Genomic DNA, 26,462 nt, shown 5'->3' on the forward strand with positions numbered 1-26,462 from the left:
CGAACGTGAGCCAAGGATACGCCAATGAGCGACCTCGAGGAAGCCTACCGCCTCGACTACTTCGACGAGGCCGGATTCACCCGACAGGAGTGTGTCTCCTGTGGGGATATGTTCTGGGCGCGCGTCGAGCGCGACACCTGCGGCGAACCACCCTGCGAGGAGTACGGGTTCATCGACAACCCCGGGTTCGACGAGGCCTTTTCCCTCTCGGAGATGCGCGAGGTGTTCCTCTCGTTTTTCGAGGAGCGCGACCACACCCGTATCGACCCCTACCCCGTCGCGGCGAACCGCTGGCGTGACGACGTCCTGTTGACGCAGGCCTCTATCTACGACTTCCAGCCCCTGGTTACCTCCGGGACGACGCCGCCGCCGGCGAACCCGCTGTGTATCAGCCAGCCCTGCATCCGGATGCAGGACATCGACAACGTGGGCAAGACCGGCCGGCACACGATGGCCTTCGAGATGATGGCCCACCACGCGTTCAACGCCAAGGAAGACATCGAGGACCCCGAGCAGTACGCCTACGAAGGTGAGGTGTACTGGAAGGACGAGACGGTACAGTACTGCGTCGAGCTGTTCGAGGAACTGGACGCGGACATCTCGGACCTGACCCTTATCGAGGACCCGTGGGTGGGCGGCGGCAACGCGGGCCCCGCCTTCGAGGTCATCTACCGCGGCGCGGAGCTGGCGACGCTCGTCTTCATGTCCTTAGAGCAGGACCCCGACGGGGAGTACGAGATGAAAGACGGCAACCGGTACTCCGAGATGGACACCTACATCGTCGACACCGGCTACGGGCTGGAGCGGTGGACCTGGATGTCTCAGGGTACACCGACGGTGTACGAGGCCGTCTACCCCGACACCATCGCCTTCCTCAAGGACAACGCCGGCATCGAACTCACCGACGAGGAGGAGGCCATCGTCCACCAGGCCGCGAAACTGGCCGGCCGGATGGACATCGACGAGGCCGAGGACATCGAACAGGAGCGGGGCACCATCGCCGAGACCGTCGGCGTCGACACCGACGAACTGGTCGAGTTGATGGAGCCGCTGGAGGACATCTACGCTATCGCCGACCACTGCCGCACCCTCGCCTACATGCTCGGCGACGGCATCGTCCCCTCGAACGTCGGCACGGGCTACCTGGCCCGGATGGTGCTCCGGCGAACCAAGCGCCTGGTCGACGGCGTCGGCGTCGACGCGCCGCTGGACGAGCTCGTCGACATGCAGGCCGACCGCCTGGACTACGAGAACCGCGACACCATCCGCGACATCGTCCGGACGGAGGTCGAGAAGTACCGCGAGACGCTCGACCGGGGTGGTCGCCGCGTCCGCCAGCTGGCCGACGAGTACGCCCAGCGCGGCGAGGCGATTCCGCTCGAGGAGCTGGTCGAGCTGTACGACTCCCACGGCATCCAGCCGAACATGGTCGAGGACATCGCCGCCGAGAAGGGGGTCGACGTCGACGTCCCGGACAACTTCTACTCGGTGGTCGCCGAGCGCCACGGCGGCGGCGACTTCCCCGGCGAGGAACAGGGGGTCCCCTACGCCGACCGCATCGTCGAGCTGCCCGAGACCGACCGGCTGTACTACGACGACCAGCAGCGCACCGAGTTCGAGGCCGTCGTCCTGGAGGTGTTCGACCGCGAGGACGGCGACTTCGACGTGGTCCTCGACCAGACGATGTTCTACCCCGAGGGCGGTGGCCAGCCGCCGGACCACGGGACGCTCTCGACCGACGACGTCACTGCCGAGGTGTCCGACGTCCAGCGCTACGACGGCGTCATCGTCCACACCTGCGACACGGACCCCGGCAAGGGCGAGTTCGCCCGCGGGCAGGTCGACGCCCAGCGGCGCAAGCGCCTGATGCAACATCACACGGCGACCCACATCGTCATCCACAGCGCCCGCCAGGTGCTGGGCGAGCACGTCCGGCAGGCCGGGGCCCAGAAGGGCGTCGACTCCTCGCGAATCGACGTCAGCCACTACGCCTCGGTGACCCGCGAGCAGGTCAAGGAGATCGAGCGGCTGGCCAACGACCTCGTCCAGGACAACGTCACGGTGAGCCAGCAGTGGCCCGACCGCAACGAGGCAGAGGAGAAACACGGCTTCGACCTCTACCAGGGTGGTATCCCCGCCGGCGAGCAGATACGCCTCATCCAGGTCGCCGACGACATCCAGGCCTGTGGGGGGACCCACGTCGCCCGGACCGGCGACATCGGGACCATCAAAGTGCTCGGGACCGAGCGGGTCCAAGACGGCGTCATCCGCATCACGTTCGCGGCCGGCAACGCGGCCCTGGAAGCCACCCAGACGACCGAGGACGCGCTGTACGAGGCCGCCGACGTGCTCGACGTCGCGCCGCCGGAGGTCCCGGAGACCGCGGCGCGCTTCTTCGACGAGTGGAAGGCCCGCGGCAAGGAGATCGAGACGCTCAAGGAGCAACTCGCCGAGGCCCGTGCCTCCGGGGGCGCCGACGCCGAGGAGGTCGAGGTCGGCGACGCGACGGCGGTCGTCCAGCGCATCGACGCCGACATGGACGAACTGCGGGCCCAGGCCAACGCCGTCACCGAGCAGGGCGACATCGCAGTGCTGGGTTCGGGACTGGACGGCGCGCAGTTCGTCGTCTCGGTGCCCGAGGGCGTCGACGTCGACGCCGGCGAAGTGGTCGGCGAACTCGCCGGCCGCGTCGGCGGTGGCGGTGGCGGGCCGCCGGACTTCGCACAGGGCGGCGGTCCCGACGCCGACGCGCTGGACGACGCGCTCGCGGCCGCCCCCGAGATTCTGCGGTCGGTCGCGAACGTCTGAGGGCGACCTGCTGTCCCTCGATCGTGGACCGCTGGGTACTGGCTTCTCCGTCCGGACTACTGTTTCTCGTTCTCTCGCCGGGGGAAAACACTTGTTCCTCGTTCGATATTACGGCGTATGAAACGGCGTCAGGCGATTCTCGCAATCGTCGGCTTGTCCGCCGGGGTGACGGGGTGTTCGGGCCGCCAGTCCCGTGACGGCGGACTGGACTTGACAGTCTTCAATCAGGTGGAGACAGCCTATACCATGGAGATTGCCTTCTTCGGGGACGGCGATTCACGGGAGGACGCGAGAGCCTACGCCACGAGTCTCGACATCGAAGGGGAGAGCCGGGAAACGCGTGCGGCCGTCGTCGATCCCGGGCGGTGGCTGGTTCGCTACAGCGTCTACGAGGACAACTCAAGACTGACCGACGAGGGCCACGTTCATTACATCCCGTCGGAGAACGGTACGGATAGCCTGACCTTCGACATCCAGGAGACGGGCGCTGTAACGCGGCGGTGAGTACCGCTCCCCGAGCGCTGTGTCCGTCAGAGAGAGCGACGCGTCGCCAGGACAGGGAAGAAGCGACGGTCCACGACCCACCGGCCGTTTCGCGACCGCCTGTTCACGCCCTCACCCGGACTGACAGAGCCGTCGCACGGTCCGCATCGCCTCGTTGGTCTCACAGACGAGCGTCAGGTGGTCCCCCTTCTGGAGGACGAAATCGCCGTCCGGCACCGTGTCGGTCCCGCTGCGACTCACCATCGCGACCAGACAGCCCTGGGGCAGGTCCTCGGTCACCGACGAGAGGGGGCGGTCGGTGAGCACGTCGTTCCCCAGTTCGACTTCGAGGACGTCGCCGGTCTTGGCGGCGTCGGACAGCCAGTGGGCGAGCGCCGGTCGCTCGATGGCGTCGTCCATGGCGTCCGCGACGGCGAAGCCCGCCGAGATGGTCTCGACGTCGAGGTCCTCGAAGGCTTCGACGTTGTCGGGCTGGTTCGCCCGGGCGACGACGGTGTCGACGCCAAAGCGGGTCGTCGCGAGCTGTGCGACGAGCAGGTTCACGTCGTCGTCGGCGGTCGCGGCGACGACCACGCCCGCCCGGTCGGCGCCGGCTCGTTCCAGGACCGCCGCTGCGGTGGCGTCGCCGTCGACGACGCGGTGGCCCGCCGTGCGGACCCGCTCGACCGTCTCTGGGTCGGAATCTATCAGGACCACCTCCTCGCCGCGGGCCTCGAAGCGGTCGGCCAGCTCCAGGCCGACTCGTCCAGCACCGACGATGAGCGTCTGCATGGGGAGGATGTCGAGCCGCTGTGCAATGTGTCTTGCCAGACCCCCTTGAAAGATGACGGTCGCGAAGATGACGAAGAAGACGGTGCCGACGAGCGTCGTCGCGGCGGTCGGGTTCGTCGGCCGCAGTTCGATCGCGAACAGGGTCGCCACGCTGGCCGGGATGATACCGCGTGGTCCGAGTGCGCCGACGAAGAGCCGCTCGCGGACCGACAGCGTGCCGCCGACCGTCGAGAGGAACACGCCCAGCAGTCGAACGAGCGCGACGACGGTCACGACCGCGACGAGGCCGCCGAGTCCGAGCGTCTGGAGATCTTCGAGCGAGAGCAGCGCTGCGAGCACGACGAAGACAAAGGAGAGGACGAGCAGCGTGATGCCGCCCTTGAACTCCGCGACGGTGTCCTCGTGGGGGATGTCGGCGTTGCCGAGGACGACGCCGGCGGCGGCGACGGCGGCGATGCCCGCCTCAGAGAGGAGCGTGCTGCCGAGCGCGTAGGCGACGAGCGCGCCGACGAGGACCACCAGCCGGGCGTTTTCCGGCGCGTTGTCCTCAGAGAGCGTGACCCGGCGCAACAGGAGCGCGACCCCGCCGCCGACGACGACGCCGACGAATACGCCGGCGGCCAGGCGGGCGACGAACGCCTCGACGACGACCAGCGGGGACGACGAGTCGGCGACGACGAACTCGAAGGTCGCGACCGCGAGAATCGCGGCGTTGACGTCGTTGATGATGCCTTCCGTCTCCAGGGCCGCCGCGACTCGCTCGCGGACCGGGACGACGTTCATGATGGGTGTGATGACGGTCGGCCCGGTCGCGATGAGCAGCGAGCCGACGAGGACGGCCACCGGCCACGTCGTCCCGAACACGAACCGGACCGCGAGGGCAGTGCCGACGAGCGAGACGAGTGCGCCGACGGTGACCAGGCCCAGCGCCTCCCGTGAGGCCTCTCTGACGCGTTCAGTCGTCAGGTGGAACGCCCCCTCGAAGACGATGATACCGACGCTGAGACCGACGATGGCCTGGAGGCCGGCCTGTCCGAACACCGACGGGCTGACGAGGCCCAGGACCTGTGGCCCGACGAGGACGCCACCGAGCAGCAGGAACGCGACGCTCGGGACCTTGAGGCGGTCGGCGAGCAGCTGCGCGCCGACACCGATAGCCGCGACGATGACGACCGCCCCGATGAGTGATGTAGCGCCCGACACGGCGTTGTCGGCCGTTCGACAGCCAGGTCCATAGGTGTAGCCCATCGAAAGAGTCAGGCGGTCGCCGGAGGAAGGAGGACCGAGAGAGCAATGCCGACCACCACGAACCGCGGCGTCTCACTGCACTACGAAGCTGAGGGCGACGGGCCATGTGTTGCCTTCGTGGGTGACGTCGGGTACGGCGCCTGGCTGTGGGGCTGGCACTACGACGCCCTGCCGGCGTTCGAGACGCTCGTCTGGGACCTGCGCGGGACCGGCGACTCGGACGCGCCGGCGGGTCCCTACACCGTCGGGACGCTGGCGGCCGACCTCGAAGCGGTCCTCTCGGACCACGGGGTCGGTTCGGTCCACCTCGTCGGTGCGGGACTCGGCGGGATGGTTGCCCTCCAGTACGCTCACCGGTACAACCGCGCGCGGACGCTGACGCTGTACTGTACCGCCGCGTCTGGAAGCGACGTGGACGCCGACGCGCTCGCCGACCTGTCGTTGGACAACGGTTCGGACGCCTCGCTCGAGGGCGCGTTCTCCGAGGCGTTCCGGACCGCTGACCCCGACCTGCTGGACCGAATCTCGGAGTGGCGACGCGCGGACGACGCCACGGGCGACGCCTTCGAGGCCCAGGCCGCCTCGATGACGGAGTTCGACGCACCGCCGCTGTACGAGGTCACGCTACCGACCGAGGTGTACTACGGCGTCGACGACCCGGTGGTGCCGGCGAGTGCTGCCGAGGCCCTGGGCGCGGACCTCCCCCGGGGGACCGCCACCGCCGTCGAGGGCCGCCACTGCTGTTACGTCGAGCACGCGACCGTCGTCACCGACCGACTCGTGTCGTTCCTGGACGAACACACGGATCGAGAATGACGGACCGACAACCGAGTTTCGGCCGTCTCGTACTTGGAAGCGGGCGGGACTGAAAGGGGCCGGGCGCTCGGGCCGAAGGGCAGTCGCTGGGCGGGTCACTATCCGAGCGAACGGCAGTGAGCGAGGATATCCCGCCCAGCGGCCCCGAGCGCCCGGGGGCTTTCTGGTTGTTCTCTGCGCCAGTCGAACCGTTCACTTGAGGTAACTCGTCCGTCACGAGGACCGGCAGGAACTGCCAGTGGTACGTGGGTTTTTCGGCGTCGGGCGATAGAGCACAGACGATGAGTCTCCGCATCGCCCTGCTGAACGCAGCCCACGACGGCGAGGAGAACCGCCGGAACTTCCGGCGGGAACTCGACGCCGACCTCGTGGAATACGACGTCACCGAACGCGAACTGCCCGACACCGTCGCGTTCGACGCGTGTCTGGTGACGGGCTCGCGGGCGTCGGTCTACTGGGACGAGCCGTGGATCGCGGCCCTGACCGAGTGGGTCCGCGACGCCATCGACCGCGGGCTACCGTTCCTGGGCGTGTGTTTCGGCCACCAGCTCCTCGCGCACGCGCTGGGCGGTCGCGTCGAGCCGATGGACGACTACGAGATCGGCTATCGGACCGTCGAACACGACGGCGAGAACGAGCTGCTGGCCGGTGTCGACGACGAGTTTACCGTCTTCACCACCCACTCGGACACCGTCGCCGAACTGCCGCCGGACGCGACCCAGTTCGCCGAGAACGACTACGGCGTCCACGGCTTCCGAAAGGGCCACGTCTTCGCCGTGCAGTTCCACCCCGAGTACGACGCCGAGACGGCTCGCGAAATCGCCGCGAGCAAGGACCAGCTGGCCGACGAGCGGGTCGAGCGCGTCCTCGCCGACATCACCGAGGCGAACTACCGGGCGGCCTGTGAGGCAAAACGCCTCTTCGAGAACTTCACTGAGTACGTCCGGACCACCCAGCGCGGCGTCGGCGACGAACTGACCGCCGGAGCGGCGGACGGGGTCGTCGCCAGCGACGACGACTGAACGGGCGGCGGTCGATTTTCAGCCGCGGAGGTGACCGAGCAGCTCGTGCTCTGCCGTGAGCACACCGACCGCTAGCAGGACGATGGCTCCCTCCATCGGCTTCGAGAGGATGCCCAGGCCCACGATGAGCGTCGTGGCACAGGCCGGGGCGTGGCCGGTGTCGGTCGCGATCATCCCGGCCGTCGTCAGCACGACGGCGACGACGCCGCTGGCGGCAAGGCGGAGCGTCCCCACTGTCGTGGGTGTCATCGCGGCGGTGAAGACGACGCCACCGGCGACGGCGTGGTAGGCGAGGAGGCCGGCGACGACGCCGACGGCGTGGCCGCCGACCACGCGCCGGGCCGCGCTGGTCGGGGCCGACGGCCGTGTGGCATAGAGGTACGCCGTCGGGCCGAGACTCGGGAAGAGAAAGGGGAGGCCGCTGAACCAGACGAGCGCGCCCAGCACCGACAGCAGGGCGCCGACCCGCCCGCTCTCCCGGAGCCAGGCGCGGCGCTGCTGTGTCCGTCTCACCGTGGCTGTGGGTCAGTTTCGCCCGAGAAAACGGTGACGGTCGAGGACAGCCTTTTCGAGTCATCGAGCGTACGCCCCCGTATGCGACTGCTCATCCTCGTCGGCACGCTCTGTCTCACCGCCGGCTGTCTCGGCCTCGGCGACCCACAGCCCGACCCGACCCAGGAACTCCAGGTGTCGATAGACAACGCCCACGACCAGGACTACGTGGTCCAGGTCGCCGTCGTCCCTGACGGGCCGACGACGGTCGAACTCACGTTCGCCAACGGGACGAACGTCACGCGGTCCACCGACTCGCTGGTCGGCAGTTCCCCGACGCAACTGGGCACCGTGACCGACGTGCAGTTCGTCGGCGCGACCCGCAGCGAGGCATACGAAGTGCCGGCCAACAGCGGAGTCGGCACAACCGTCCGGGGCCTCGAACCGGGGTCGTCGGTCTGGTTGCTCGTCTGGACCACGGACGATCGGTCACAGGTGCGCTCCTGGACCCGGTCCAGTTGCAGCCCCGAGACGGCTGTCGTCGTCGCGGACCTCGACGTCGCGAGTGACGGGAGCATCGGCCTCGGGACGGTGTGTGAATCGCCGTAGGGCCCCCGACGCAGTGGTGACGACCCTCGGAAATACGGGGCCCAGCCTCAGTCCTCGTCTGTCGCGCGGGTCTTGAGCCACTCGTCGAGCAGGTCACTGGCCGCCGCGTCGCGGTTGTCGCGGTGGTCCTTGAACGCCTTCTCGTCGAGCGCCTCCAGCAGCGCCTCGTCGAGTTCGATATCGACCGTCTCGAGTTCGAGGAACGTCTCGTCCATCGGCTATCCACTCACAGTCCCGCGGACATATATCCTCGTCAGACGACTGTCGTCCGTCTGCCTGACGGCCCCGCCGCTGCCGGTCGGTTTCACGCGCCGTCGGGGTCGAAAGTCACTCGGTCACGCCGGTCGAGGTGCGGATATGGAGCGCACGCGCCTCGACTTCGACCGCTACTTCGAGGTCGTCATGGAGACCGACGAGGCACAGGCTGCCGAGATGACCGTGGCCCCCGGACGAACCGTCGGCGGGCCCGACAACTACCACTCCGAGAGCGACCAGTGGCTCTTCGTCGTGCACGGGTCGGGACTCGTCACCGTCGACGGCGACACCCAGCGCGTCGAGGCGGGCGACCTGCTGCGTATCGAGGCCGGCGAGCGCCACGGTATCGAGAACGACGACGACGAGCAACTGGAGACGGTGAACTTCTACACGCCGCCGCGATAGTTTCGCGGCCTGTGTCTTTTCACCGCCCGCGCTATTTCCGCGGCCCGTGCCACGGCGCGGCCCACGCTCTCGCGGTCCGCGTAGCGGCCCGCGCTACGCCACGCCGGCCTGCTCGTCCATCGGGTCGCGGATGTCACCGACGACCGCTTCGAGTGCGTCGGTCACCGTGACCAGTCCGAGCACCTCGCCGTCCTCCATGACGAGCGCGAGCTCCTGGCTCTCGGCCTGGAACCGGTCGATGGCGTCGCTGACGCTCGTATCGGCGGTTATCGTCATCGGCGGGGCGGCGACCGACTCCAGGTCGACGCCGTCCAGCAGGCTCCCGTCGAGTGGCTCCTCGCCCTGCTCGCGGACCAGTTCGGGGACGTAGACGATGCCCAGGAACGCCTCGGTCGACGCACCGAACAGTGGGTAGCGGGTGTGTGGCGTCTCGGCGACCCGCCGGGCGTTGGTCGCGTCGTCGTCGGTCGTCGACAGCGCGACCACGTCCGCGATGGGAACCATCACGTCACGCACCTGCTGGTCGCCGACGTGCAGCGCCGCCAGAACCTCCTCGCGGCGCTCCTCGGAGAGGTCGCCCTCTTCGAGGACCGTGCCCAGTTTCCGGCGGAGGTCGCCCCGCGTCTCGATGACCTCCTCCTCGGTCTCGAGCCACGCGCCGGACATCTCGACGCCGAACAGCGACAGCGTCCACTTCGCGACCCGGTCCCCGATGGCGATGAGCGGCGAGATGAGCTTCGCGAAGTAGTACAGCGGCGTCGCGCCGTGCCGGCAGACGAACTTCGCGCGCTCGACGCCGAGGTAGGTCGGCGTCTGCTCGCCGTGGGTCAGGTGGACGAGGTTGATGATGATGAAGGCGATGGCTGCGCCGACGCCGATACCCGCGAGGCGGGACCCGGCGAAGTACGGTTCGAAGATGGCAGCGAGCGCCGGTTCGGCGACGATTCCCACCGCGATGGAGGAGGCGGTGATGCCGACCTGGCAGCTCGTCAGGTATATCTCGAGGGCGTCGGTCATCTCCCAGGCCCGGCGCAGGCCCGGTTCGTCGAACTCCGATTCGGGGTACTGTCTGGCGCGTGTCAGCGCGAACTCGATGGCGACGAAGAAGCCGTTCGCGAGGATGAGACCGAGGCCAGCGACCAGTCTGGCGGCGAGTTCCACCGATTGCATCGGGACCTGGTTCGCCCCCAGGGCCGGAAAAAGTGGCGTTACGCGCTCAGACCGTATTCGACCCCGGTCTCGTCCTCGGAGACCGACCAGAGCCGCCGTGCCGTCTCGCGGTCGTAGGACTCGTCGTTCGAGCGCTGGAACTCCGGATGGCCGCGCATGTCCAGCAGCCCGCCGGGGCCGACGTACTCGCCGCCGCTCACGCGGTCCGCCGTCGCCGCGAACAGCATCGGGAGCGCCCCCTTGGCCGCCGACTGTCCGAGCACCGCGTTGGCGACTTTCATCCCGGCCAACCTGAGCGCCGACCCCGACTCGCGGGGGCCGCGATACTGGAGGTTCGTGGCCGCGTAGCCCGGGTGACACGCCACGGCGGTCACGTCGCCGACGTCCGCCGAATCGAGCCGTCGCTCGAGCTCGTAGGTGAAGAGGAGGTTCGCCAGCTTGCTCTGGCCGTAGGCGGACCACTTCCCGTAGGACTGCTCTCTGTGCAGGTCCTCGAAGTCCATCGTCCCCATCTCGTGGGCGCCGCTTGACTGCGTGACGACGCGCGCCTCGCCGGCACTGGCCCGTAGCGCCGGCAGGAGGTGGCCGGTGAGTGCGTAGTGGCCGAGGTGGTTCACGCCCAGCTGCATCTCGAAGCCGTCGGCGGTCTCCTGGCGGGGAATCGCCATCACGCCGGCGTTGTTACAGAGGACGTCGACGGCGTCGTAGTCCTCGCGGACGCCCTCGGCGAACGTCTCGACGCTCTCGAGGTCGGCGAGGTCGCACCGTCTGACCTCGAGGTCGGCGTCGGGCACCGCCTCGCGTGTCTCCGCCGCCGCCCGCTCGCCGCGCTCGACGCTCCGGCAGGCCATCACGACGGTCGCGCCCTTCCGCGCGAACGCCTCGGTCCCCTCGCGTCCGAGGCCGCTGTTCGCGCCGGTCACGACGACTGTCTCGTCCTCGAGTGTCGGCATCTCGTCGGCTGTCCAGCCGGTCATACCCACCGGTAGCGCCCCTGCCCACTCAAGGCCTCCGCCATACCAGTAGGGCATTTGTCGCTCGCGCCCCAAGCGACGACGATGAGCGACGTCTCTGTCACGGTGTACACGCGCGCGGACTGCCACCTCTGTGACGACGCCGTCGAGACCATCCGTCGGGTCGCCGACGACGAGGGGGTCACGCTGGACCTCGACCTGGTCGACGTCGACACCGACCCCGACCTCCGCGAGGCGTACGGCGAGCGGGTGCCGTACGTCCTCGTCGACGGTCAGCCGGCGTTCAAGTACCACGTCGACGAGGCGCGCCTGCGCGAGAAACTGTCCGACTAGCGCTCCCGACGACCCCGTTCGACCGCCTCCCGAAGGTCCCGCGTCGCGGCGGTCGGGTCCGCCGCCCCGGTGATGGCGCTGATGACCGCGACGCCGTCGGCCCCGCCGCGGCGACGTCGGCCGCGTTCGCCGCCGTGATGCCGCCGATGCCCACGAGCGGGACGTCGACGGCGTCGGCGATGGCTGCCACCCGCGCCGGGCCGATGCCGTGTTCGTCCTCGTCGACGTCGTCCTTCGAGTCGGTCCGGTACACCGCGCCGACGCCCAGGTAGTCGGCGCCCGCGGCCGCGGCAGCCTCCGCGCCCGCGACTGTCGAGACCGACCGGCCGACGACGGCCCCATCGCCCAGTAGTTCGCGAGCGACCGACACCGGCAGGTCGTCGTCGCCGAGGTGGACGCCGTCGGCGTCGACCGCCTGCGCGAGGTCCACCCGGTCGTTGACGACGAAGGTGACGCCGGCCTCGCGGGTCACCTCGCGCAGGTCCAGGCCCAGCTCGTAGCGCTCCCGCGCGCTCCGGTCTTTCTCCCGGAGTTGCACGACGCCGACGCCGCCCTCGATGGCCGCCTCGACGACCGCCCGCGTCGACCGCCCCGCGGAGAGCGATTCCTGTGTCACGAGATACACGTCCAAGTCGACCATACCGGCCGTCGGTCCGCTCGCGTCCTGATTCTTACGCTCGCGCGCTCACTCGCGTTCGTCGTTCTCCCCGTTCTCCGCCGCGTCGCGCTCGGTGATGGCGTCCGCCGAGGGCATCGTCTCCCGGGCGGTCTCCTCGATCTTGGCCGAGGCGTCCGCGGCGTACTGTTCGATGTCCTCGACGTGGGCGACGATGTTCGCCGCGTCGAGCCGACGGTTGATGCGGACCGACATGTCCTCGGGGAGGTCGCGCTGCTCTCGGTTGCCCGTGGCGACGCCGCTCGAGACGATGGACTGGACGCCCTCCTCGACGGTCATGTCGATGTCGCGGACGCGGTGCTCGGCGACGTGCAGCACGTACCCGCCCATCACCGGGTTCGGCGCCATCGGGAGGAACAGCGTGACCATCCCCTTTTCGGCCGCCGCGTCGGCGACGACGTCCGGCGTCTCCGCGGTGAGGAACGCGATGGAGTAGGACCCCTCGACGGGGAACTCGACCAGTTTCACCTCCTGGAAGCTGTCGGTGTCGCTGTCCAGCAGCAGCTCGCTCATTTCGTCGAGGCTCCGGTACAGCGACCCGACGCCGGGGATGCGGGAGAGGACCGTCTCGAGGAGGAGGCCCAGGTCGGACGCGCTCGACCGGTACTCCGCCGCCACGCCGATGAGGAAGACCAGCGAGACCAGCGAGACGACCGCCGCGAGCTTCAGGACGAAGTCGGACGCCGGTGCGAACCCGATGGTCGCGGTGACGAACCCGACGACCGGGTCGAGCTGCTGTGAGACGAAGTCGACGACGAATCCGAGGACGATGAGCGTCACGATGAGCGGCATCGTCACCGCGGTGCCCGTGACCAACGCCCGACGCACGAACTCCCTGACCGCGTCGGTCCCGTCTCCCATCTGATTGCTGAGTCGGTCGGTCATGCAGACCCATATAGTCGATTTCGGGAAAGCATTGTGGCGCTGGCCGGCCTGCCGCGACCCCAGTGTCCGAACATATTACTGCCCGCCACCCCTCTGGTCCGGTGTGCGAAACTACCATCTCACGACGGTCTGGGGCATCCCCATCCGGGTGAACATCTCGCTGCTGGTCTTTCTACCGATACTGGCCTGGATTATCGGGAGCGGTGCACAGATCGAAGTGTACGCTGGACTTGTGGGCGCGCTCGCCGGCGTCACGTTCGACATGGGTCGGCTGATGGCGGGGCAGACCCCGTGGCTCATCGGCACCGCGGCCGCCGTCGGGCTGTTCGCCAGCGTCGCCGTCCACGAACTCGGCCACTCGTGGATGGCGATGCGCTACGACCTCGAGGTCGAGTCCATCACCCTGTGGATTCTGGGCGGCCTCGCGAGCCTGAAGACGATGCCCCGCGAGTGGAACCGAGAGTTCTGGATCGCCGTCGCCGGGCCGGTGACCTCGATTCTGGTCGCCTTGGTCTGTTACATCGCGCTGCTGGTGCTCCCCGCCAGCGCGCAGGTGACGACGTTCGTCGTCGGTTGGCTCGCCGTCACGAACCTCCTCCTCGCGGTGTTCAACATGCTCCCGGCGTTCCCGATGGACGGCGGCCGGGTCCTGCGGGCGCTACTGGCGCGCAACCGGCCGTACGCCTCGGCGACCCGGCTGGCCGCCCGCATCGGGACCGCCTTCGCCGTCCTCTTCGCCGTCGTCGGCGTCCTCTCCTTCTCGCCGATGTTGCTCCTGCTCGCGCTGTTCGTCTACAGCGCGGCCTCCGGCGAGTCGCGGACGGTGGCGCTGTCGGACCTACTGGACGGCCTCACCGTCAGCGACGTCGCCCGGCCCGCGACGGACACCGTCGAGGCCGACGCCAGCGTCGAGGAGCTGGTCGACAAGATGTTCGCCACGCGCTCGACGGAGTTCACCGTCGTCCGTGACGGCGAGGCCGTCGGCGTCGTCACCATCAGCGACTTCCAGGCGCTCTCCAAGGCCGAACGCGAGGCCGACACCGTCGCCGACCTGATGGAGACGGACCTCCCGCGCTTCGCGGCCGACATGACCGCCTTCGACGCGCTGGTCGCGCTCGACGGGGCCAGGTCGAGTGCGGCGCTGGTCGAGGGTATCGACGGCACACGCGTCGTCTCGCGAGCCGACTTCGCCTCGGCGATGGAGATGCGCCGGCTCGTCGGGTCACCGTCGCCGTTCTAGCCCCGATACCACGTGCCGGTCCCGATAACGACACCGAGCACCGATAGCACTGCGAGCGCCAGGTGGAGCTCGCCGAACCAGAACGGGGTCCACGGGGCGACGGCCTGGAGGCCGACCAGCGCGAGCGACAGGCCCGGGACGCTCTCGGGGGTCGGGGCTGGCGTGCTCGTGGAGCTTTCGGCCCCGCTCTCGTCGCCGGGTCCGTACAGCACGCCGCCGACGCGCTCGCCCTCCGGGAGCCGTTCGGCCTCGTAGGGGATGGGCGAGTCGCTCGGTGTCTCGGTGCTCCAGACGACGGTCCCGTCGGGTGTCACCTCGAAGACGCGCTTGTTCAGCGTGTCCGTGACGAGCGTGTTGCCGTTGTCGAGCCGGTCGGCGTCGCGCGGCCAGCGGATGTCGATACCGCCCGCGCGGGTGAGCGTCCAGGCGGGTTCCCAGCGGCCGTCGTCGGCCCGGTGGAGCTCGACCACGCGGTCGTTGTCCGAGTCGGCCACGAGGACCGCCCCGTCGCCGAGCCACTGGGGGTTGTGCTGGTGGTCGAGCACCTCGGGGTTCCCACACCGGACGTCGCCGTCACCGTCGAAGTCGGCCAGCTGTTCGCCGCGGACCTGACAGCTGCCGTCGTCGCCGCCGTGGTCCGCGTTGACGACCTCGACGACGCCCGCGCCGCGCTCGACGAGGAGGAGCTGGTTGGCGTTGCGGACCGAGACGAGATAGTGGGTCTGGTTGACGGCGTCCACGTCGTTGATGTGGAGCCAGTCCCGGCGGGTCGGGTCCGGCGGCGCGTCGTAGAACGACGAGGCGTTCCACTGCCAGGTTATCTCGGGGTCGTCGGACTCGACGCCGCGGACGGTGAATATCCGCTCGTGTTCCATGTCCGAGAGGAGGTACTCGCCCGAGGCTAAGCGCTCGACGTCGTGGGTCTCGCTGTTCTTCGCGGTCCGGACCGGGAACGCGTACTCCCCGACGACCGCCGGGCCGCCCGCGGCGTCCGGGTCGATGATGCGGAAGCCGGTCTTGGTGCACGGCGTCTCGTAGGGCCCGCAGTCGGAGTCGTAGCCCGAGTGCATGAACCCCGCCATGACGGTGCCGTCGGGCAGCATCGTCACGTCGAAGTAGCTGTCGGCGCTGTCCTCGCGCCAGGCTATCGACCCGTTCTCGACGAGGTAGACGCTGCCCTTCTCGTGCCACCCGGGGCCGCCGCCCTGGGAGCCCACGAGGGTCCCGGTGGTGCCGTCGCCGGCGGTGGCGACGCCGCGGTCCGGGGCCGTCGCAGCCCCGATACCGAGCGTCAGCCCGAGCACGAAGAGGCTGAGGGCGACCAGGGCAACGCCGCGCGTGGCACGCTCCATTGGCCTGGTCTCGGTGGACCGCAGAAAAAAGCGTTCCGACGGCCCGGCGGTAGTTACAAACCGCGGGCCGTCGCAGTCCCCGACGATGCAGTCGGGACTCGTCGACGTGTTCGTCTCGCTGGTGGGGACCGACCCGCTGGTCCAGGGACTGGCCGGTGGGCTGGTCATCGCCTCGCTGAACCTCCTGGGTGCGTCGCTGGTGCTGGTCTGGCGCGACCCGTCCGAGCGCGCCCTGGACGCCGCGCTCGGCTTCGCGGCGGGCGTGATGCTCGCGGCGGCGTTCACGAGTCTCATCCTCCCCGGCATCGAGGAGTACTCCGGCGGGAACCCGGTTCCGACGCTGCTCGGTGTCGCCCTGGGCGCGCTCTTCTTGGACCAGGCCGACCGCTTCCTCCCGCACGCCCACTACCTGCTGTCGGGGCGCAAGCGACCCGACGCGGCCAACCCCTCTGAGACGCTCGCGGTCGACGACGAGCGACTGGCCGGCGTCGTCCTGTTCATCCTCGCGATAACCTTACACAACATGCCCGAGGGGCTGGCCGTCGGGGTAGGGTTTGGGGCGGCCGCCGGTGACCCGGCCCGCCTGGGCGGTGCGCTCTCCTTGATGCTCGCCATCGGTATCCAGAACATCCCCGAGGGACTGGCGGTGTCGGTCGCGGCCATCAACGCCGGGCTGGACCGTCGCCTGTACGCCGTCGTCGCCGGCGTCCGGGCGGGCGTCGTCGAGATTCCGCTGGCTATCCTCGGCGCCGTCGCCGTCACGCTCGTCGAACCCTTGCTCCCCTACGCGATGGGTTTTGCCGCTGGCGCGATGCTCTTCGTCATCTCCGACGAGATAGTCCCGGAGACCCACCGCCACGGCCACGAGCGGGTGGCGACGCTGGGGCTGATGCTCGGCGCTATCGTCATGCTGTACCTGGACATCTCGCTCGGCTAGGCGTCGTAGGGCCAGTTCGGGTCCCGGTCGAACCCGTCGGGGTCGGCACAGCTGTCGGCCTCGTCGGGGGTACAGCCGCCGTACTCCTCGAAGTTCTCGCGAGCGGTCGCCAGCGAGACGTGGTTCGTGTCGCTCACGTAGTCGTCGTCGCCGAACTGGATGGGGTCGTCCATCCAGTGACAGACCGGACAGACCTCGTAGGACCCCGGTGCCCCCTCCGGTAACGTCTGGTAACCACAGCACGGGCAGTAGCCCAGTTCCCGTGCCGCCGGGTTCCCGGGTGTTTGGGTGGCCATCGGCTGTGGTATGCGTGGCCACACCAATGAATGGTTCGGTCGGTGACGTGTCGCGGTCACTCGGACTGTGCGGCCTCGACCTTCGCGGCGTACTTCTCGAGTTCGTCGGCGAGTTCGCGGGCCTGGGCCGCCGAGAGCGTCACCGTGTCGGCGTGCGGCTCGACGTGTTCGATGTCGGTGTTGTCCAGCTCCACCTGGAGCTCGACGTGGTCGGGGTTCGTCCGCGGCGCGGTGACGTTGAGCACCGCGAGCGCCTCCTCCTCGAAGCCGTGGCCCTCGACCCGGCCGTCCAGCAGGTCGAACGTGGTGTACGCGTTGACCTTCATGATGCGGTCTACCATACTCAGGGGTTCGGGACTCGGGCAATAAACGTCTGCGTTCGTCGGCGTGCCGATAGCCTACCCGAACGGACAACGAGTCTCGTGAAGCGGGTCGCCCGCGCTACGACCGGAGCCGCTCGATTCGCTTCTCCATCGGTGGGTGCGTCGAGAACAGTCGCTGGAGCAGTCCCTCGTCGGCGTTGAAGATACAGAGCGCGTTCAGGTTGTCGTCGACCTTCGACTCGCGTCCCGACGCGCCGCGGGAGATCTTCTGGAGCGCACGGGCCAGGGGGTCGCCGCTCCCGATGGCCTCGCGCGCGTCGGCGTCGGCGACGTACTCACGGTACCGCGAGATGGCCAGGACGAACACCATCACGAGCATGTTCGCGAGCGACGAGGCGACCATCGCCAGTATCCAGGACCCCATGTTCCGCTCGCCGCCGAACAGCACCGCGAAGTAGGCGACGTAGCCGACGAGCATCCCGATGGACTGTCCGACGACCATCGTGATGACGTCGCGGTTCTTGATGTGGGCGAGCTCGTGGGCGAGGACGCCCTCCAGTTCGTCGTCGTCGAGCAGCTGCATCAGTTCACTCGAGACGACGACGACGCCGGCGCCCTTCCGCCCGACGGCGAAGGCGTTGGGGACGCCCATATCCATCACCATCAGCCGGGGTTCCTCGAGATTCATGTCGCGACAGAGCCGCCTGACCTTCTGGTGGACGTGCCCGTACTGCGCGTCGTCGGGCATGTCCGAAGCCCCTCTGAGTGCCATCCACTTCCCGAGTTTGTACTGGACGGCCGGCACGACGAGGATGCCGACGAGCAACACCGGCACCAGCGGCAGGTTCAGCAGGACCGACAGTGCGGTCCCGGCGAACAGATAGAAGGCGAACAGTATCGCCCCGACGACGAGCATCCGCAGTCGTAGTCCGAAGTCAGTCATACCCATGGCTCACCGGTGGAAGGTTGTAAGTCTCCTGGCTTTCGCCGCGTGTGGGCCCAACGCCCGCGACCGCCGGCGGGTCGACCGGGGAACCCTACGCGTCGTCGCCGAACCCGACTTCTTCGGCGTCGGCGGCGGCCAGGTCGATGGCGGTCTCGTAATCGAACTCGCGGACCACCTCGCCGTCGCGGACGAGTGGCTCCATCAGTTCGGCGGCGTCGTCGGGCGCGTTCCGGTCGGCCAGGCCGATGTGGTGACCGCCGTCCGCGGTGCGGTAGACGGCCTTCTTCCCCGTGAGCTTCCCGCGCTTGGCGGCTGGTTCGCCGTCCACTTCGACGATGTCCAGCGCGAAGTCCAGGGGGTCGGCGTTCGAGACGAAACTCCCGACGCCGAAGCCGTCGGCCACGTCGCGAAGCGCCCGGAGTTGCTCGGGGCCCAGGCCGCCCGAGACGAAGATGTCGATGTCCTCGTGGCCGTGGGCGTCAAGCGTCCAGCGGACCTCGCGGACGATGTGCCGGAAGTCGCCCCGGCGGGACCCGGTCGTGTCCAGGCGGACGCCGGTCAGGTCGTCGACGGCCTCGGCGGCCCGGAGCGCCTCGTCGACCTCGTCTGAGTAGGTGTCGACCAGCGCGATGCGGGGCGTGTCGTCGGGGACGGCCTCGTCGAAGGCCCGCCAGGCGGCCTCCTGCTCGCCGCGGCCGAAACATATCATCAGCGCGTGGGGCATAGTTCCGCCGGCGCGTCGGCCGACGGTGTCCTCCGCGGCGACGTTCGAGAAGCCGTCCAGCCCGCCCAGCAGGGCCGCCCGCTCGACCATCGCGCCAAGCGAGGGGTGGAGGTGTCGCGAGCCGAAGCTCAGCACCGTCGAGTTCGGCGCGGCGTGGCGGACCTCGAGCGCCCGCGTCGCCACTGCCGTCGGGTGTGAGAGCAGGCCGAGCAGCGCCGTCTCGAGGCGACAGAACTCGCGGTAGGGCCCCTCGATGCGGAGGACGGGGCCGCCGTCGAACAGCTGTCCCTCCGGCAGCGCGTCGACGTCGACCGCACGCCCTTCGAGCAGCGACGCGGCGTCGGGCAGGCCCGCGAGCAGGTTCCAGGTCCCCGTCGGGAACTGGTCCGCGGTCACCTCCGCCACGACGTCCGGGTTCTTGCCGGCGTACTCCAGGGCCTCCATCGTCCGGTCGAAGTACGCGTCCGTCGCCCGCCCCTCGCGAATCGTCTCTGGTGAGACGATGTCGAACTCCTCGCTCATAGGCGCTCTTCGGCCGGGGATTCAAAAAGCCGCCCGGTCGGCTCTCGCGGTCCGACCGTCGTCACACCGCTCCCGGTGGCTCAGTTGCCGGCGACGACGGGCTCCGACCGCTTCACGTCGGTCGCCTCGACCAGCGCCTCGCAGATGGCGCTCTTGCGGTGGTCGACCTGGAGGTGCACGTAGACGTCGTTCCTGGACGATGCGGCCGCCCCACAGAGGGGACAGGTGTAGCCGGGGGGTGTGTCACTTTTTGTCATGTGTTGTAACCGGTCGCTGGTGGGCTACCGTCCGCTGGCGTGTGCTCGGCGGCGTGGCCTCCCGAACCCGGCGCTTCCACCGGACGGCTGCGTACCGACACGACCCTCTTGTAGTCTCAAATACAAGAACCTACCTATGAATTGAACGTATCGCTACGGTCCGGTCCGTACTGCTCTATATCGCCCGTCCTCACCCGACGGGACGGTGAATCGCGTCCAGGTCGGCCACCGCCGGCCCGTTGACGATACGGACGGTCTCTCCCCGGCGGACCACACGGAAGGCGTCGGCGAAGGGGTCGTCCTCGGGGACGACGTAGACGTTCGCCCGCGGGTTCGTGGCGCCCCGTTCCTCGACGAGGATGGCCCGGTAGGCGGCGGCGAACTCGCGGGCGTCCGCCTCGGTGTCCCACGTCGTCTGCCAGACGTAGCCGAACTCGCCGTCCCCGTTCCGGTACGGGACCACGGTGTCACCGCCCCAGCCGGCCGATATCTCGCTGTCGTAGCTGTACCTGTCGCTCTGCGTCTGGTTGTTGTGGTACATCGTCGCGAAGATGGAGGCCTCCCCGACGGTGTCGCCCACGGGGTCGTGGTCGAAGCGCTCCCACTCGTCTGTCGAGCGGTCGCGGACCGTCACGTCGACCGGCTTCTCGTCCGGGTACTTCTCGGGGTGGAGCACCTGCTCGCTGCTGTCCGGGACGTTCTCGTGGAGGGCGTCGACGGCGTCCCAGCCGCCCCGCTGGCGGACCTGGTAGACGAACGTCGGCCCGGTGGCGTACGGCTGGAAGACGACGGTGAAGAGGCCGGCGTTGACGCTCCCGCCGCCGCCACCGCCGCTCCGCTCGGGTCGGTCGATGCAGTCCCACCCGTCCTCACACCGCCGCTCGTAGAGGGCCCGGATGTAGTTCGCCTCGCCCTCGACGACGCCCTGCCGAGCGAGCTGGGTGTCCTGGGTCTCCGGGGAGCCGCTCAGGCCGAACTGCTGGTCCTGCAGGGCGTGGACGAGCTCGTGGGCCAGCGTCGCCCGGTCTATCTGTGGCGTCTCCGTGGGACTGACGATGACGATGCGGTCCTCGCTGGGCGAGTAGAAGCCCTGGACCGTCGTCGAGAAGGTGTCGTCGATGGCCTCGCTGCTCCCCGCGTCCTCGCCGATGAGGACCAGCGCCTCCCACACCTGGTCGTTCCAGGGGTCCTCGGGCGGGCCGGCGGCGCTCCCGTTCCCGCGCGAGCGGTTGCGGTACGCCGCCCGCGAGATGATCTCGACCGGGACGGGCTCGGTGAACTCCCGTTCGCGAATCTGCTCGACGCGGGCCATCGTCCGGGCGACGACGGCGTCGCGCTCGCTCTCGTTGAGGCCGTCCTCGGTCGTCACCGACACCGGGTCGTCGTACCAGTAGCCGGACTCCCAGCCGATCGTGTCGCCGCCGGGCGGGGCCTCGGGGTGGTCGCTCCCGCCGAACACCGGCCCGCCGTCGAACACCGGCGCGCTACATCCCGCGAGGACCACGACGAGCGCCACCAGCACGGCCCTACGCATCGTGGACCTCCCGGAGCGCCGCCTCGTCGGGCGCGTTGACGACGGTCACCGTCCGGCCGTCGACGCGTATCGAGACGGCGTCCGCGAAGGGGCTCGACGGTTCGATGACCCAGGTCCCCTCGGCCGTCTCCCGCCCGCCCCAGTGGACGACGACCTGTGCCCAGATGGCGGCGAACTCGCGAGCGTCCGCCTCGGTGGCCCAGGCTGTCTTCCAGACGTAGGCCGTCTCGGTCCCGCTCTCGTAGACGTACATTCGGCCGCCGCGCCACCCGTCTGTCGCCGGCAGGTCGTAGTTGTACGGGTCGCCGTCGTCGACCTCGCCGTTGACGAAGTTCACTACGTCCGTGGCCCGGACGACGGCGCTCCCGTTGTAGTCGTCGGTCACCGTGTAGGCGACCGACGCGGCGATAGCCGAGGGGCCCACGACGGCGTAGTTCGGGCGGCCGTCGGGGCGGACCCGCTCCCAGTCGGCACTCGACCGGTCGGCCAGTGCGACCGATTCGGGTTGCCACTCCGGATACTGGCTCGGGTCGATGACCTCGGCGGCGCTCTCGGGGAGTCGGCGTAGGCGGCGTTCACCGCCGCCCAGCCGCCGCGCTCGCGGAGCGCCGCGACCAGTCCCGGGCCGTCGCTGTACGGGAAGTACTGCAGGAAGTTCAGCCCGAAGTGCTGGTCGCCCCCGCCGCTGTCACTCGCCGGCCGTTCGACGCAGTCCCACGCCCCGGCACAGCGCTCGCGGTAGGCCTGTTCGACCGCCGTGGCGTCGCCCTCGACGAGGCCGTTCCGGCCCTGGACCGCGTCGCGGGTCCGCGCGTCGCTCGCGAGGCCGAACTGCTGGTCCTGCAGGGCGTGGACGAGCTCGTGGGCCAGCGTCCGCTCGCTGAGCCGGGGCGTCTCCGTCTCCGAGACGAGGACGATGGCGTCCGCCGAACTGCTGTAGTACCCGAGCACGCTGGCGCCCAGCTGCTGGTCCTGGGCGGCAATCGAGTCCTCGTCTTCGCCTATCAGGAACAGCGCCTCGAACTTCGCGTCGTCGAACCGACGGAGCGACTCGCCGTAGTCGCCGCCCGAGCGATTGCGGAACTCGGCGCGCGAGACGAGTCGCACCGGCACCGACGCCTCGAACTCCAGTCCCCGAACCGTCTCGACGCGGGCCATCGCCCGGGCGACGACGGCGTCGCGTTCGCGCTCGTCGAGGCCGTCGGCTGTCGTTATCGACAGCGACTCGTTGGCCCAGTACCCGTCTTCCCACCCCAGGCGGTCCGTCTCGGGGTCCGGCCGCGGCTCGTCGCCCGGCGTCGCCGTCTCGGCTTCGGTCGCCGGCGCTGCGGGCGTCTCGGTCGCCACCTCGAGGACGACCGTCTCCGGTGTTGGGGTCGTCGCCGTCTCCGGCGCGGTCCGGTCGTCGGTGCCGTCGCTGGCCGCGGACGACCCGGGCGCCTGGCACCCGGCGAGCACCAGGGCGAGCGCACAGAGGAGAGACATGAGCGACAGGCGGCGCATCTACCCATCCCAGGGGAAGCACGGGCAAAAGTCACACGGGACAACCTTGGTAGGGCTCCCCACCCTACGGTGCCACATGAAGTTCGACCCGGACAGCACCGCACTGGTCATCGTCGACATGCAGAACGGATTCTGTCACCCCGACGGCAGCCTCTACGCCCCGCCCAGCGAGGACGCCATCGACCCGGTCGCCGCGCTCGTCGAGCGAACCCGCGAGGCGGGCGCGTCGGTCGTCTTCACCCGCGACGTCCACCCGCCCGACCAGTTCGAGGACGCCCACTACTACGACGAGTTCGAGCGCTGGGGCGAGCACGTCGTCGAGGGCTCCTGGGAAGCGGAACTCGTCGACGAACTCGACCCCCGCGAGGCCGACCTGGTCGTCGAGAAACACACCTACGACGCCTTCTACCGGACCCAACTGGAAGGGTGGCTCGACGCCCACGGCATCGACGACCTGGTCATCTGCGGGACGCTCGCAAACGTCTGTGTCCTGCACACCGCCTCCAGCGCCGGCCTCCGGGACTTCCGGCCGGTGCTCGTCGAGGACGCCGTCGGCTTCATCGAACCTGACCACCGCGAGTACGCCGTCGAACACGCCGACTGGCTGTTCGGCGAAGTGACCGAGCGCGAGGCCGTCACGTTCGACTGAACCGGTCGCCCACCGCGAGCGCTACGGTAACGAGTCCTCGCGGTCGACCGTCACGGTCACCGACTCGCCCACCGCGAGGTCGATGCCCTCGCCGACGAGTTTCACGCCCGCGATATCGCGCGAGCAGCACAGCGCCAGCCCTACCACAGGCTCGCCGTTGGCACGGACGGTGACGTCGTCCCACGCGACCGTCCGGCCGTCGGCGACACCGACCAGGGTCCCGGCCACACTGACCGGCTGCCCTGGTCTATTCTCCCCGACGCCCAGCAGCCCGCCGCGGTCGTAGTGCGGTAACCCGCCGTCGACCACACCACCGCCCGCGTCGTTCGCGATGCCGACGAACCGCTCGCCGGGGGCAGGATGGACGGGGCGGTCGAGTCGCGCCCAGGTCTCCCCGGCCTCGACGACCCGTCCCGTGCCGTCCCACCGGAGCGGATCGACGTCGACGCCAACGTCGACCGGGAGCGACCCCGCCGCACGGTAGGGGTTCGCGTCCCGTTCGCGAAAGCCCAGGTGAACGTGGTTCGGGACCCACGGCGCGAAGAAGCCCGCCCGAACCAGTTCGCCGAGGTCGTCGCCGACGGCCACTCGTTCGCCGGCTTCGACGCTCGGGTTCACGTGCAGCAGGCGCGCGACGTAGTCGCCGGTGTCGACCAGAAGCAGGTAGTCGTGTTCCGCGGCGTAGGGCTTCGGCGGCGCCTTGACCTGCTTCGTATCGAGCACCTCGCCGGCGACGGGTGAGGGCGCTCGCTTCCCCGACGGGTACAGGTCTATCGCACAGCCTTCGTCGTGGGCGTCGAACGGCGAGTTGTACAGCGAGAACCGGTAGTACCGGTGGAGTACGTCCCGGGGAACCGTGACCATTGACGGCCGTTCGGCCCGAATCAGCATGTGGCTGTCGGCCGAGGGTTCAAGTGCGGTCGGGCGACCAGCACCACCGTGCGCTGACCGTCACCGCGGCGGGGGACGCGGGTGTGCGACACGTCCCGTCGCGGTCGCCGTGTGTCGCCTGTTCGCTATCTGGGACGGGAGTGTTTAGCTAAGGGACCTCGGGAGTGAACAGCCAGAAAGTCCCACCCGAAGCCGGATGACCTGCGGGCCTGGGCTTTCTGGCTCTGTGAACGCATAACTGCTAAAGTAAACACGACCGCTGAGACTGTCAGGGGGGTTTTGTCCGTCCGGCCCCTACGAGCGGTATGCGTCTCCTCCGCGGACGGGCCGCCGACTACGAACAGGACTACGCCCGGACCCGGGAGATGGTCGCTCGCGTGGCCGAGGACCGCGAGCCGGCTCTCCGGGCCTGGACGCCGCACCGACAGGTCGCGTTCGGCCGCCGCGACCGTCGCGCCGACGACTACGACCGCGCCTGTGCGATTGCCACCGACTGGGGCTACGCCGTCCTCGAACGTGAGGTGGGGGGTCGGGCCGTCGCCTACACCGGGACGACGGTCGCGTTCGCGCTCGCCGAACCGACCGCGGACGGTCGGGGCGGCATCCACACTCGTTACGACCAGATGACCGAGGCTGTCCAGCGCGCACTCGCTGACGTCGGCGTCGACGCACGCGAAGGTGAGCCGCCAGACTCGTTCTGCCCGGGCACCCATTCGCTCCAGGCCGAGGGCAAGATAGTCGGCCTCGCCCAGCGGGTCCGGGAGTCCGTCGCCCTCACCGCTGGCATCGTCGTCGTCAGCGACCACGAGCTGTTCGCCAGCGTGCTCGACCCGATATACGAGGCGCTGGGGGTCCCGTTCGACCCGAACTCGGTGGGGAGCGTCGGCCGCGCCGGCGGCGACGACGACCCCGAGGCCGTCTGTCGCGCGCTCGAACGCGCCCTCGCCGACGGGTCGGACACCCGCGTCGAACGCATCCGGGAGACTTAGGAGCCACCCCGGCCGACCCCCTGGTATGCTCATCCGCAACGCGACGCTCCCCGACGGCCGCCAGCGCGACGTCCGGGTGCGTGGCGAGACTATCGCCGAGGTCGGTCGCGACCTCTCGCCCGCCGACGAGGTCGTCGCGGCGAACGGCAAGCGCCTGTTCCCCGGGATGATTGACGCGCACGTCCACTTCCGACAGCCCGGGTACCCGCACAAGGAGACCTGGGCATTCGGTTCGCGAGCGGCCGCGGCCGGCGGCGTGACGACCGTCGTCGACCAGCCCAACACCGACCCGCCGACCATCGACGGCGCGGCCTTCGACCGGAAAGCCGAGTTCGCGGCCGACTCGCTGGTCGACTGGGGGATAAACGGCGGCGTCACCGCCGACTGGGTGCCCGACGACCTCCTGGGTCGGCAGCTCTTCGCCCTCGGCGAGGTGTTCCTCGCGGACTCGACCGGCGACATGGGTATCGAGGCCGACCTGTTCGAGGACGCACTGCAGGCCGCGACCGAGCGGGACGTCACCGTCACGGTCCACGCGGAGGACGCCGACTACTTCAACGAGGACGCGACGGCCCGCGACGACGCCGACGCCTGGAGCGCCTACCGAACCGCCGAGGCCGAGGCCAAGGCCGTCGAACGGGCCTGTCGGGTCGCCACGGCGCACGACGCGACCATCCACATCGCCCACACGTCGACGCCGGAAGGTATCGACATCGCGGCCGACGCTGGGATGACCACCGAGGTGACGCCACACCACCTCCTGCTCTCGCGGCGCGACCTCTCGGAGCTGGGAACGTTCGGCCGGATGAACCCGCCGCTGCGCCGGGAGAAGCGCCGCCAGCAGGTCTACGACCGGGTCGCCGACGGCACCGTCGACATGATCGCGACGGACCACGCGCCCCACACCCGCGAGGAGAAAGACGCCAGCATCTGGGACGCTCCGTCGGGCGTGCCCGGCGTCGAGACGGCGTTCCCCCTCTTGCTCGCCGAGGCGGCGGACCCGGACACTGCGCTCACCTACGAGCGAGTGCGGGACCTCACGGCCGCGAACCCAGCGGCGGTGTTCGACGTTCCCCAGAAGGGCGCCATCGAGCCGGGCAAAGACGCCGACCTCGTGCTGGTCGACACCACCGAGACGACCGAAATCCGGGCCGCCGAGCGCCACACAGACTGCGGGTGGACGCCCTTCGAGGGCTTCGACGCGGTGTTCCCCGAGTGGACGATGGTTCGGGGCACCGTCGTCTACGAGCGCGACCCGGACGAGGACGTCTTCTACAACCACCAGGGGGCGAACGTTCGCGACGCCGACGCGGAACTGCTGGAGTAGGTTC

Annotated in this window: 28 protein-coding genes and 1 pseudogene; 12 read left to right on the plus strand and 17 right to left on the minus strand. The window is 69.3% G+C overall.

Features of this window, described 5'->3' with window-relative positions:
- The first annotated feature begins 24 nt into the window (after positions 1 to 24).
- Complete coding sequence (gene alaS, locus P1L41_RS04475; RefSeq protein WP_276297667.1) at positions 25 to 2,808, plus strand: alanine--tRNA ligase; 2,784 nt, start codon at positions 25 to 27, stop codon at positions 2,806 to 2,808.
- Between the two features lie 117 nt (positions 2,809 to 2,925).
- Positions 2,926 to 3,312, plus strand: a complete 387-nt coding sequence (locus P1L41_RS04480; protein WP_276297668.1) for a hypothetical protein — start codon at positions 2,926 to 2,928, stop codon at positions 3,310 to 3,312.
- Positions 3,313 to 3,423: 111 nt separating this feature from the next.
- On the opposite strand, the gene P1L41_RS04485 is transcribed toward P1L41_RS04480, so the two are convergent.
- Complete coding sequence (locus tag P1L41_RS04485) at positions 3,424 to 5,286, minus strand: cation:proton antiporter domain-containing protein (RefSeq protein ID WP_276297669.1); 1,863 nt, start codon at positions 5,284 to 5,286, stop codon at positions 3,424 to 3,426.
- 90 nt (positions 5,287 to 5,376) lie between these two features.
- On the opposite strand from P1L41_RS04485, the gene P1L41_RS04490 reads away from it, so the two are divergent.
- On the plus strand, positions 5,377 to 6,147 hold the full coding sequence (locus P1L41_RS04490; protein ID WP_276297670.1) for an alpha/beta fold hydrolase: 771 nt from the start codon (positions 5,377 to 5,379) through the stop codon (positions 6,145 to 6,147).
- A gap of 281 nt (positions 6,148 to 6,428) precedes the next feature.
- The gene (locus P1L41_RS04495) at positions 6,429 to 7,169 is read left to right on the plus strand and encodes a type 1 glutamine amidotransferase (RefSeq protein WP_276297671.1); all 741 of its coding nucleotides are present in this window, start codon (positions 6,429 to 6,431) and stop codon (positions 7,167 to 7,169) included.
- A gap of 18 nt (positions 7,170 to 7,187) precedes the next feature.
- Here the strand turns inward: P1L41_RS04495 and P1L41_RS04500 are convergent, their stop codons facing one another.
- Positions 7,188 to 7,682, minus strand: a complete 495-nt coding sequence (locus P1L41_RS04500) for an HPP family protein (protein WP_276297672.1) — start codon at positions 7,680 to 7,682, stop codon at positions 7,188 to 7,190.
- Positions 7,683 to 7,763: 81 nt separating this feature from the next.
- On the opposite strand from P1L41_RS04500, the gene P1L41_RS04505 reads away from it, so the two are divergent.
- Positions 7,764 to 8,270, plus strand: a complete 507-nt coding sequence (locus P1L41_RS04505; RefSeq protein WP_276297673.1) for a hypothetical protein — start codon at positions 7,764 to 7,766, stop codon at positions 8,268 to 8,270.
- 47 nt (positions 8,271 to 8,317) lie between these two features.
- Here the strand turns inward: P1L41_RS04505 and P1L41_RS04510 are convergent, their stop codons facing one another.
- Positions 8,318 to 8,485 (minus strand): ribbon-helix-helix protein, CopG family, encoded by a 168-nt coding sequence (locus P1L41_RS04510; protein ID WP_276297674.1) that lies wholly within the window; start codon positions 8,483 to 8,485, stop codon positions 8,318 to 8,320.
- Positions 8,486 to 8,627: 142 nt separating this feature from the next.
- Between P1L41_RS04510 and P1L41_RS04515 the strand changes: the two genes are divergently transcribed.
- Positions 8,628 to 8,930, plus strand: a complete 303-nt coding sequence (locus tag P1L41_RS04515; RefSeq protein WP_276297675.1) for a cupin domain-containing protein — start codon at positions 8,628 to 8,630, stop codon at positions 8,928 to 8,930.
- Positions 8,931 to 9,023: 93 nt separating this feature from the next.
- Here the strand turns inward: P1L41_RS04515 and P1L41_RS04520 are convergent, their stop codons facing one another.
- Entirely contained in the window at positions 9,024 to 10,100 is a 1,077-nt protein-coding gene (locus P1L41_RS04520; RefSeq protein ID WP_276297676.1) for a CNNM domain-containing protein, read from the minus strand.
- A gap of 38 nt (positions 10,101 to 10,138) precedes the next feature.
- On the minus strand, positions 10,139 to 11,077 hold the full coding sequence (locus P1L41_RS04525) for an oxidoreductase (RefSeq protein WP_276297677.1): 939 nt from the start codon (positions 11,075 to 11,077) through the stop codon (positions 10,139 to 10,141).
- An 81-nt stretch (positions 11,078 to 11,158) separates the two neighbouring features.
- Here P1L41_RS04525 and P1L41_RS04530 point away from each other — a divergent pair, with 81 nt between their 5' ends.
- Complete coding sequence (locus tag P1L41_RS04530) at positions 11,159 to 11,407, plus strand: glutaredoxin family protein (protein ID WP_276297678.1); 249 nt, start codon at positions 11,159 to 11,161, stop codon at positions 11,405 to 11,407.
- On the opposite strand, the pseudogene thiE reads toward P1L41_RS04530, so the two are convergent.
- Positions 11,404 to 12,047 (minus strand): annotated as a pseudogene (gene thiE / locus P1L41_RS04535) (thiamine phosphate synthase). The gene P1L41_RS04530 and the pseudogene thiE overlap by 4 nt on opposite strands.
- Before the next feature lie 45 nt (positions 12,048 to 12,092).
- Positions 12,093 to 12,968: a DUF502 domain-containing protein gene (locus P1L41_RS04540; RefSeq protein ID WP_276297679.1), complete on the minus strand. Its 876-nt coding sequence runs from the start codon at positions 12,966 to 12,968 to the stop codon at positions 12,093 to 12,095.
- 103 nt (positions 12,969 to 13,071) lie between these two features.
- Between P1L41_RS04540 and P1L41_RS04545 the strand changes: the two genes are divergently transcribed.
- The gene (locus tag P1L41_RS04545; protein WP_276297680.1) at positions 13,072 to 14,208 is read left to right on the plus strand and encodes a site-2 protease family protein; all 1,137 of its coding nucleotides are present in this window, start codon (positions 13,072 to 13,074) and stop codon (positions 14,206 to 14,208) included.
- Here P1L41_RS04545 and P1L41_RS04550 read toward each other — a convergent pair.
- Entirely contained in the window at positions 14,205 to 15,560 is a 1,356-nt protein-coding gene (locus tag P1L41_RS04550) for an arylsulfotransferase family protein (RefSeq protein WP_276297681.1), read from the minus strand. The genes P1L41_RS04545 and P1L41_RS04550 overlap by 4 nt on opposite strands.
- Positions 15,561 to 15,645: 85 nt before the next feature.
- Here P1L41_RS04550 and P1L41_RS04555 point away from each other — a divergent pair, with 85 nt between their 5' ends.
- Positions 15,646 to 16,497 (plus strand): ZIP family metal transporter, encoded by an 852-nt coding sequence (locus tag P1L41_RS04555; protein WP_276297682.1) that lies wholly within the window; start codon positions 15,646 to 15,648, stop codon positions 16,495 to 16,497.
- Here P1L41_RS04555 and P1L41_RS04560 read toward each other — a convergent pair.
- The 8 genes from P1L41_RS04560 to P1L41_RS04595 all read right to left on the minus strand — a co-directional run bounded on the left by P1L41_RS04560 (position 16,494) and on the right by P1L41_RS04595 (position 22,602).
- Positions 16,494 to 16,793: a CPCC family cysteine-rich protein gene (locus P1L41_RS04560; RefSeq protein WP_276297683.1), complete on the minus strand. Its 300-nt coding sequence runs from the start codon at positions 16,791 to 16,793 to the stop codon at positions 16,494 to 16,496. The two genes, P1L41_RS04555 and P1L41_RS04560, sit on opposite strands and share 4 nt — an antisense overlap.
- A 56-nt stretch (positions 16,794 to 16,849) precedes the next feature.
- Positions 16,850 to 17,134 (minus strand): DUF6360 family protein, encoded by a 285-nt coding sequence (locus P1L41_RS04565; RefSeq protein WP_276297684.1) that lies wholly within the window; start codon positions 17,132 to 17,134, stop codon positions 16,850 to 16,852.
- Positions 17,135 to 17,234: 100 nt separating this feature from the next.
- Positions 17,235 to 18,059: a M48 family metallopeptidase gene (locus P1L41_RS04570; protein WP_276297685.1), complete on the minus strand. Its 825-nt coding sequence runs from the start codon at positions 18,057 to 18,059 to the stop codon at positions 17,235 to 17,237.
- A gap of 94 nt (positions 18,060 to 18,153) precedes the next feature.
- Entirely contained in the window at positions 18,154 to 19,308 is a 1,155-nt protein-coding gene (locus P1L41_RS04575; protein ID WP_276297686.1) for a nicotinate phosphoribosyltransferase, read from the minus strand.
- Between the two features lie 80 nt (positions 19,309 to 19,388).
- Positions 19,389 to 19,565, minus strand: a complete 177-nt coding sequence (locus tag P1L41_RS04580) for a hypothetical protein (protein WP_276297687.1) — start codon at positions 19,563 to 19,565, stop codon at positions 19,389 to 19,391.
- A gap of 190 nt (positions 19,566 to 19,755) precedes the next feature.
- Positions 19,756 to 21,099 (minus strand): Hvo_1808 family surface protein, encoded by a 1,344-nt coding sequence (locus tag P1L41_RS04585; protein WP_276297688.1) that lies wholly within the window; start codon positions 21,097 to 21,099, stop codon positions 19,756 to 19,758.
- Complete coding sequence (locus tag P1L41_RS04590; protein WP_276297689.1) at positions 21,092 to 21,484, minus strand: hypothetical protein; 393 nt, start codon at positions 21,482 to 21,484, stop codon at positions 21,092 to 21,094. The genes P1L41_RS04585 and P1L41_RS04590 overlap by 8 nt, the downstream gene beginning before the upstream one ends.
- A complete protein-coding gene (locus P1L41_RS04595) occupies positions 21,481 to 22,602 on the minus strand; it encodes an Hvo_1808 family surface protein (RefSeq protein WP_276297690.1) in 1,122 nt (373 codons plus the stop codon). The genes P1L41_RS04590 and P1L41_RS04595 overlap by 4 nt, the downstream gene beginning before the upstream one ends.
- Positions 22,603 to 22,678: 76 nt before the next feature.
- Between P1L41_RS04595 and P1L41_RS04600 the strand changes: the two genes are divergently transcribed.
- Positions 22,679 to 23,251 (plus strand): cysteine hydrolase family protein, encoded by a 573-nt coding sequence (locus tag P1L41_RS04600; RefSeq protein WP_276297691.1) that lies wholly within the window; start codon positions 22,679 to 22,681, stop codon positions 23,249 to 23,251.
- 21 nt (positions 23,252 to 23,272) lie between these two features.
- Here P1L41_RS04600 and P1L41_RS04605 read toward each other — a convergent pair whose 3' ends face one another.
- Positions 23,273 to 24,115, minus strand: a complete 843-nt coding sequence (locus P1L41_RS04605; RefSeq protein WP_276297692.1) for a DUF8155 domain-containing protein — start codon at positions 24,113 to 24,115, stop codon at positions 23,273 to 23,275.
- Between the two features lie 332 nt (positions 24,116 to 24,447).
- On the opposite strand from P1L41_RS04605, the gene P1L41_RS04610 reads away from it, so the two are divergent.
- Both P1L41_RS04610 and P1L41_RS04615 read left to right on the plus strand, forming a co-directional pair.
- Positions 24,448 to 25,131, plus strand: coding sequence for a lipoyl protein ligase domain-containing protein (locus P1L41_RS04610; protein ID WP_276297693.1), 684 nt, complete (start codon positions 24,448 to 24,450; stop codon positions 25,129 to 25,131).
- A 25-nt stretch (positions 25,132 to 25,156) separates the two neighbouring features.
- Positions 25,157 to 26,458, plus strand: a complete 1,302-nt coding sequence (locus tag P1L41_RS04615; protein WP_276297694.1) for a dihydroorotase — start codon at positions 25,157 to 25,159, stop codon at positions 26,456 to 26,458.
- Positions 26,459 to 26,462: the final 4 nt, after the last annotated feature.

The organism is Haloarcula ordinaria, from assembly GCF_029338275.1.
GTDB lineage: Archaea > Halobacteriota > Halobacteria > Halobacteriales > Haloarculaceae > Haloarcula > Haloarcula ordinaria.

Bases quoted from the DNA above. Each gene is read 5' to 3' on its own strand.
- alaS (WP_276297667.1), top strand. From the start codon at position 25: ATGAGCGACCTCGAGGAAGCCTACCGCCTCGACTACTTCGACGAGGCC.
- P1L41_RS04480 (WP_276297668.1), top strand. From the start codon at position 2,926: ATGAAACGGCGTCAGGCGATTCTCGCAATCGTCGGCTTGTCCGCCGGG.
- P1L41_RS04490 (WP_276297670.1), top strand. From the start codon at position 5,377: ATGCCGACCACCACGAACCGCGGCGTCTCACTGCACTACGAAGCTGAG.
- P1L41_RS04495 (WP_276297671.1), top strand. From the start codon at position 6,429: ATGAGTCTCCGCATCGCCCTGCTGAACGCAGCCCACGACGGCGAGGAG.
- P1L41_RS04505 (WP_276297673.1), top strand. From the start codon at position 7,764: ATGCGACTGCTCATCCTCGTCGGCACGCTCTGTCTCACCGCCGGCTGT.
- P1L41_RS04510 (WP_276297674.1), bottom strand. From the start codon at position 8,485: ATGGACGAGACGTTCCTCGAACTCGAGACGGTCGATATCGAACTCGAC.
- P1L41_RS04515 (WP_276297675.1), top strand. From the start codon at position 8,628: ATGGAGCGCACGCGCCTCGACTTCGACCGCTACTTCGAGGTCGTCATG.
- P1L41_RS04520 (WP_276297676.1), bottom strand. From the start codon at position 10,100: ATGCAATCGGTGGAACTCGCCGCCAGACTGGTCGCTGGCCTCGGTCTC.
- P1L41_RS04525 (WP_276297677.1), bottom strand. From the start codon at position 11,077: ATGACCGGCTGGACAGCCGACGAGATGCCGACACTCGAGGACGAGACA.
- P1L41_RS04530 (WP_276297678.1), top strand. From the start codon at position 11,159: ATGAGCGACGTCTCTGTCACGGTGTACACGCGCGCGGACTGCCACCTC.
- P1L41_RS04540 (WP_276297679.1), bottom strand. From the start codon at position 12,968: ATGACCGACCGACTCAGCAATCAGATGGGAGACGGGACCGACGCGGTC.
- P1L41_RS04550 (WP_276297681.1), bottom strand. From the start codon at position 15,560: ATGGAGCGTGCCACGCGCGGCGTTGCCCTGGTCGCCCTCAGCCTCTTC.
- P1L41_RS04555 (WP_276297682.1), top strand. From the start codon at position 15,646: ATGCAGTCGGGACTCGTCGACGTGTTCGTCTCGCTGGTGGGGACCGAC.
- P1L41_RS04560 (WP_276297683.1), bottom strand. From the start codon at position 16,793: ATGGCCACCCAAACACCCGGGAACCCGGCGGCACGGGAACTGGGCTAC.
- P1L41_RS04565 (WP_276297684.1), bottom strand. From the start codon at position 17,134: ATGGTAGACCGCATCATGAAGGTCAACGCGTACACCACGTTCGACCTG.
- P1L41_RS04570 (WP_276297685.1), bottom strand. From the start codon at position 18,059: ATGACTGACTTCGGACTACGACTGCGGATGCTCGTCGTCGGGGCGATA.
- P1L41_RS04575 (WP_276297686.1), bottom strand. From the start codon at position 19,308: ATGAGCGAGGAGTTCGACATCGTCTCACCAGAGACGATTCGCGAGGGG.
- P1L41_RS04580 (WP_276297687.1), bottom strand. From the start codon at position 19,565: ATGACAAAAAGTGACACACCCCCCGGCTACACCTGTCCCCTCTGTGGG.
- P1L41_RS04585 (WP_276297688.1), bottom strand. From the start codon at position 21,099: ATGCGTAGGGCCGTGCTGGTGGCGCTCGTCGTGGTCCTCGCGGGATGT.
- P1L41_RS04595 (WP_276297690.1), bottom strand. From the start codon at position 22,602: ATGCGCCGCCTGTCGCTCATGTCTCTCCTCTGTGCGCTCGCCCTGGTG.
- P1L41_RS04600 (WP_276297691.1), top strand. From the start codon at position 22,679: ATGAAGTTCGACCCGGACAGCACCGCACTGGTCATCGTCGACATGCAG.
- P1L41_RS04605 (WP_276297692.1), bottom strand. From the start codon at position 24,115: ATGGTCACGGTTCCCCGGGACGTACTCCACCGGTACTACCGGTTCTCG.
- P1L41_RS04610 (WP_276297693.1), top strand. From the start codon at position 24,448: ATGCGTCTCCTCCGCGGACGGGCCGCCGACTACGAACAGGACTACGCC.
- P1L41_RS04615 (WP_276297694.1), top strand. From the start codon at position 25,157: ATGCTCATCCGCAACGCGACGCTCCCCGACGGCCGCCAGCGCGACGTC.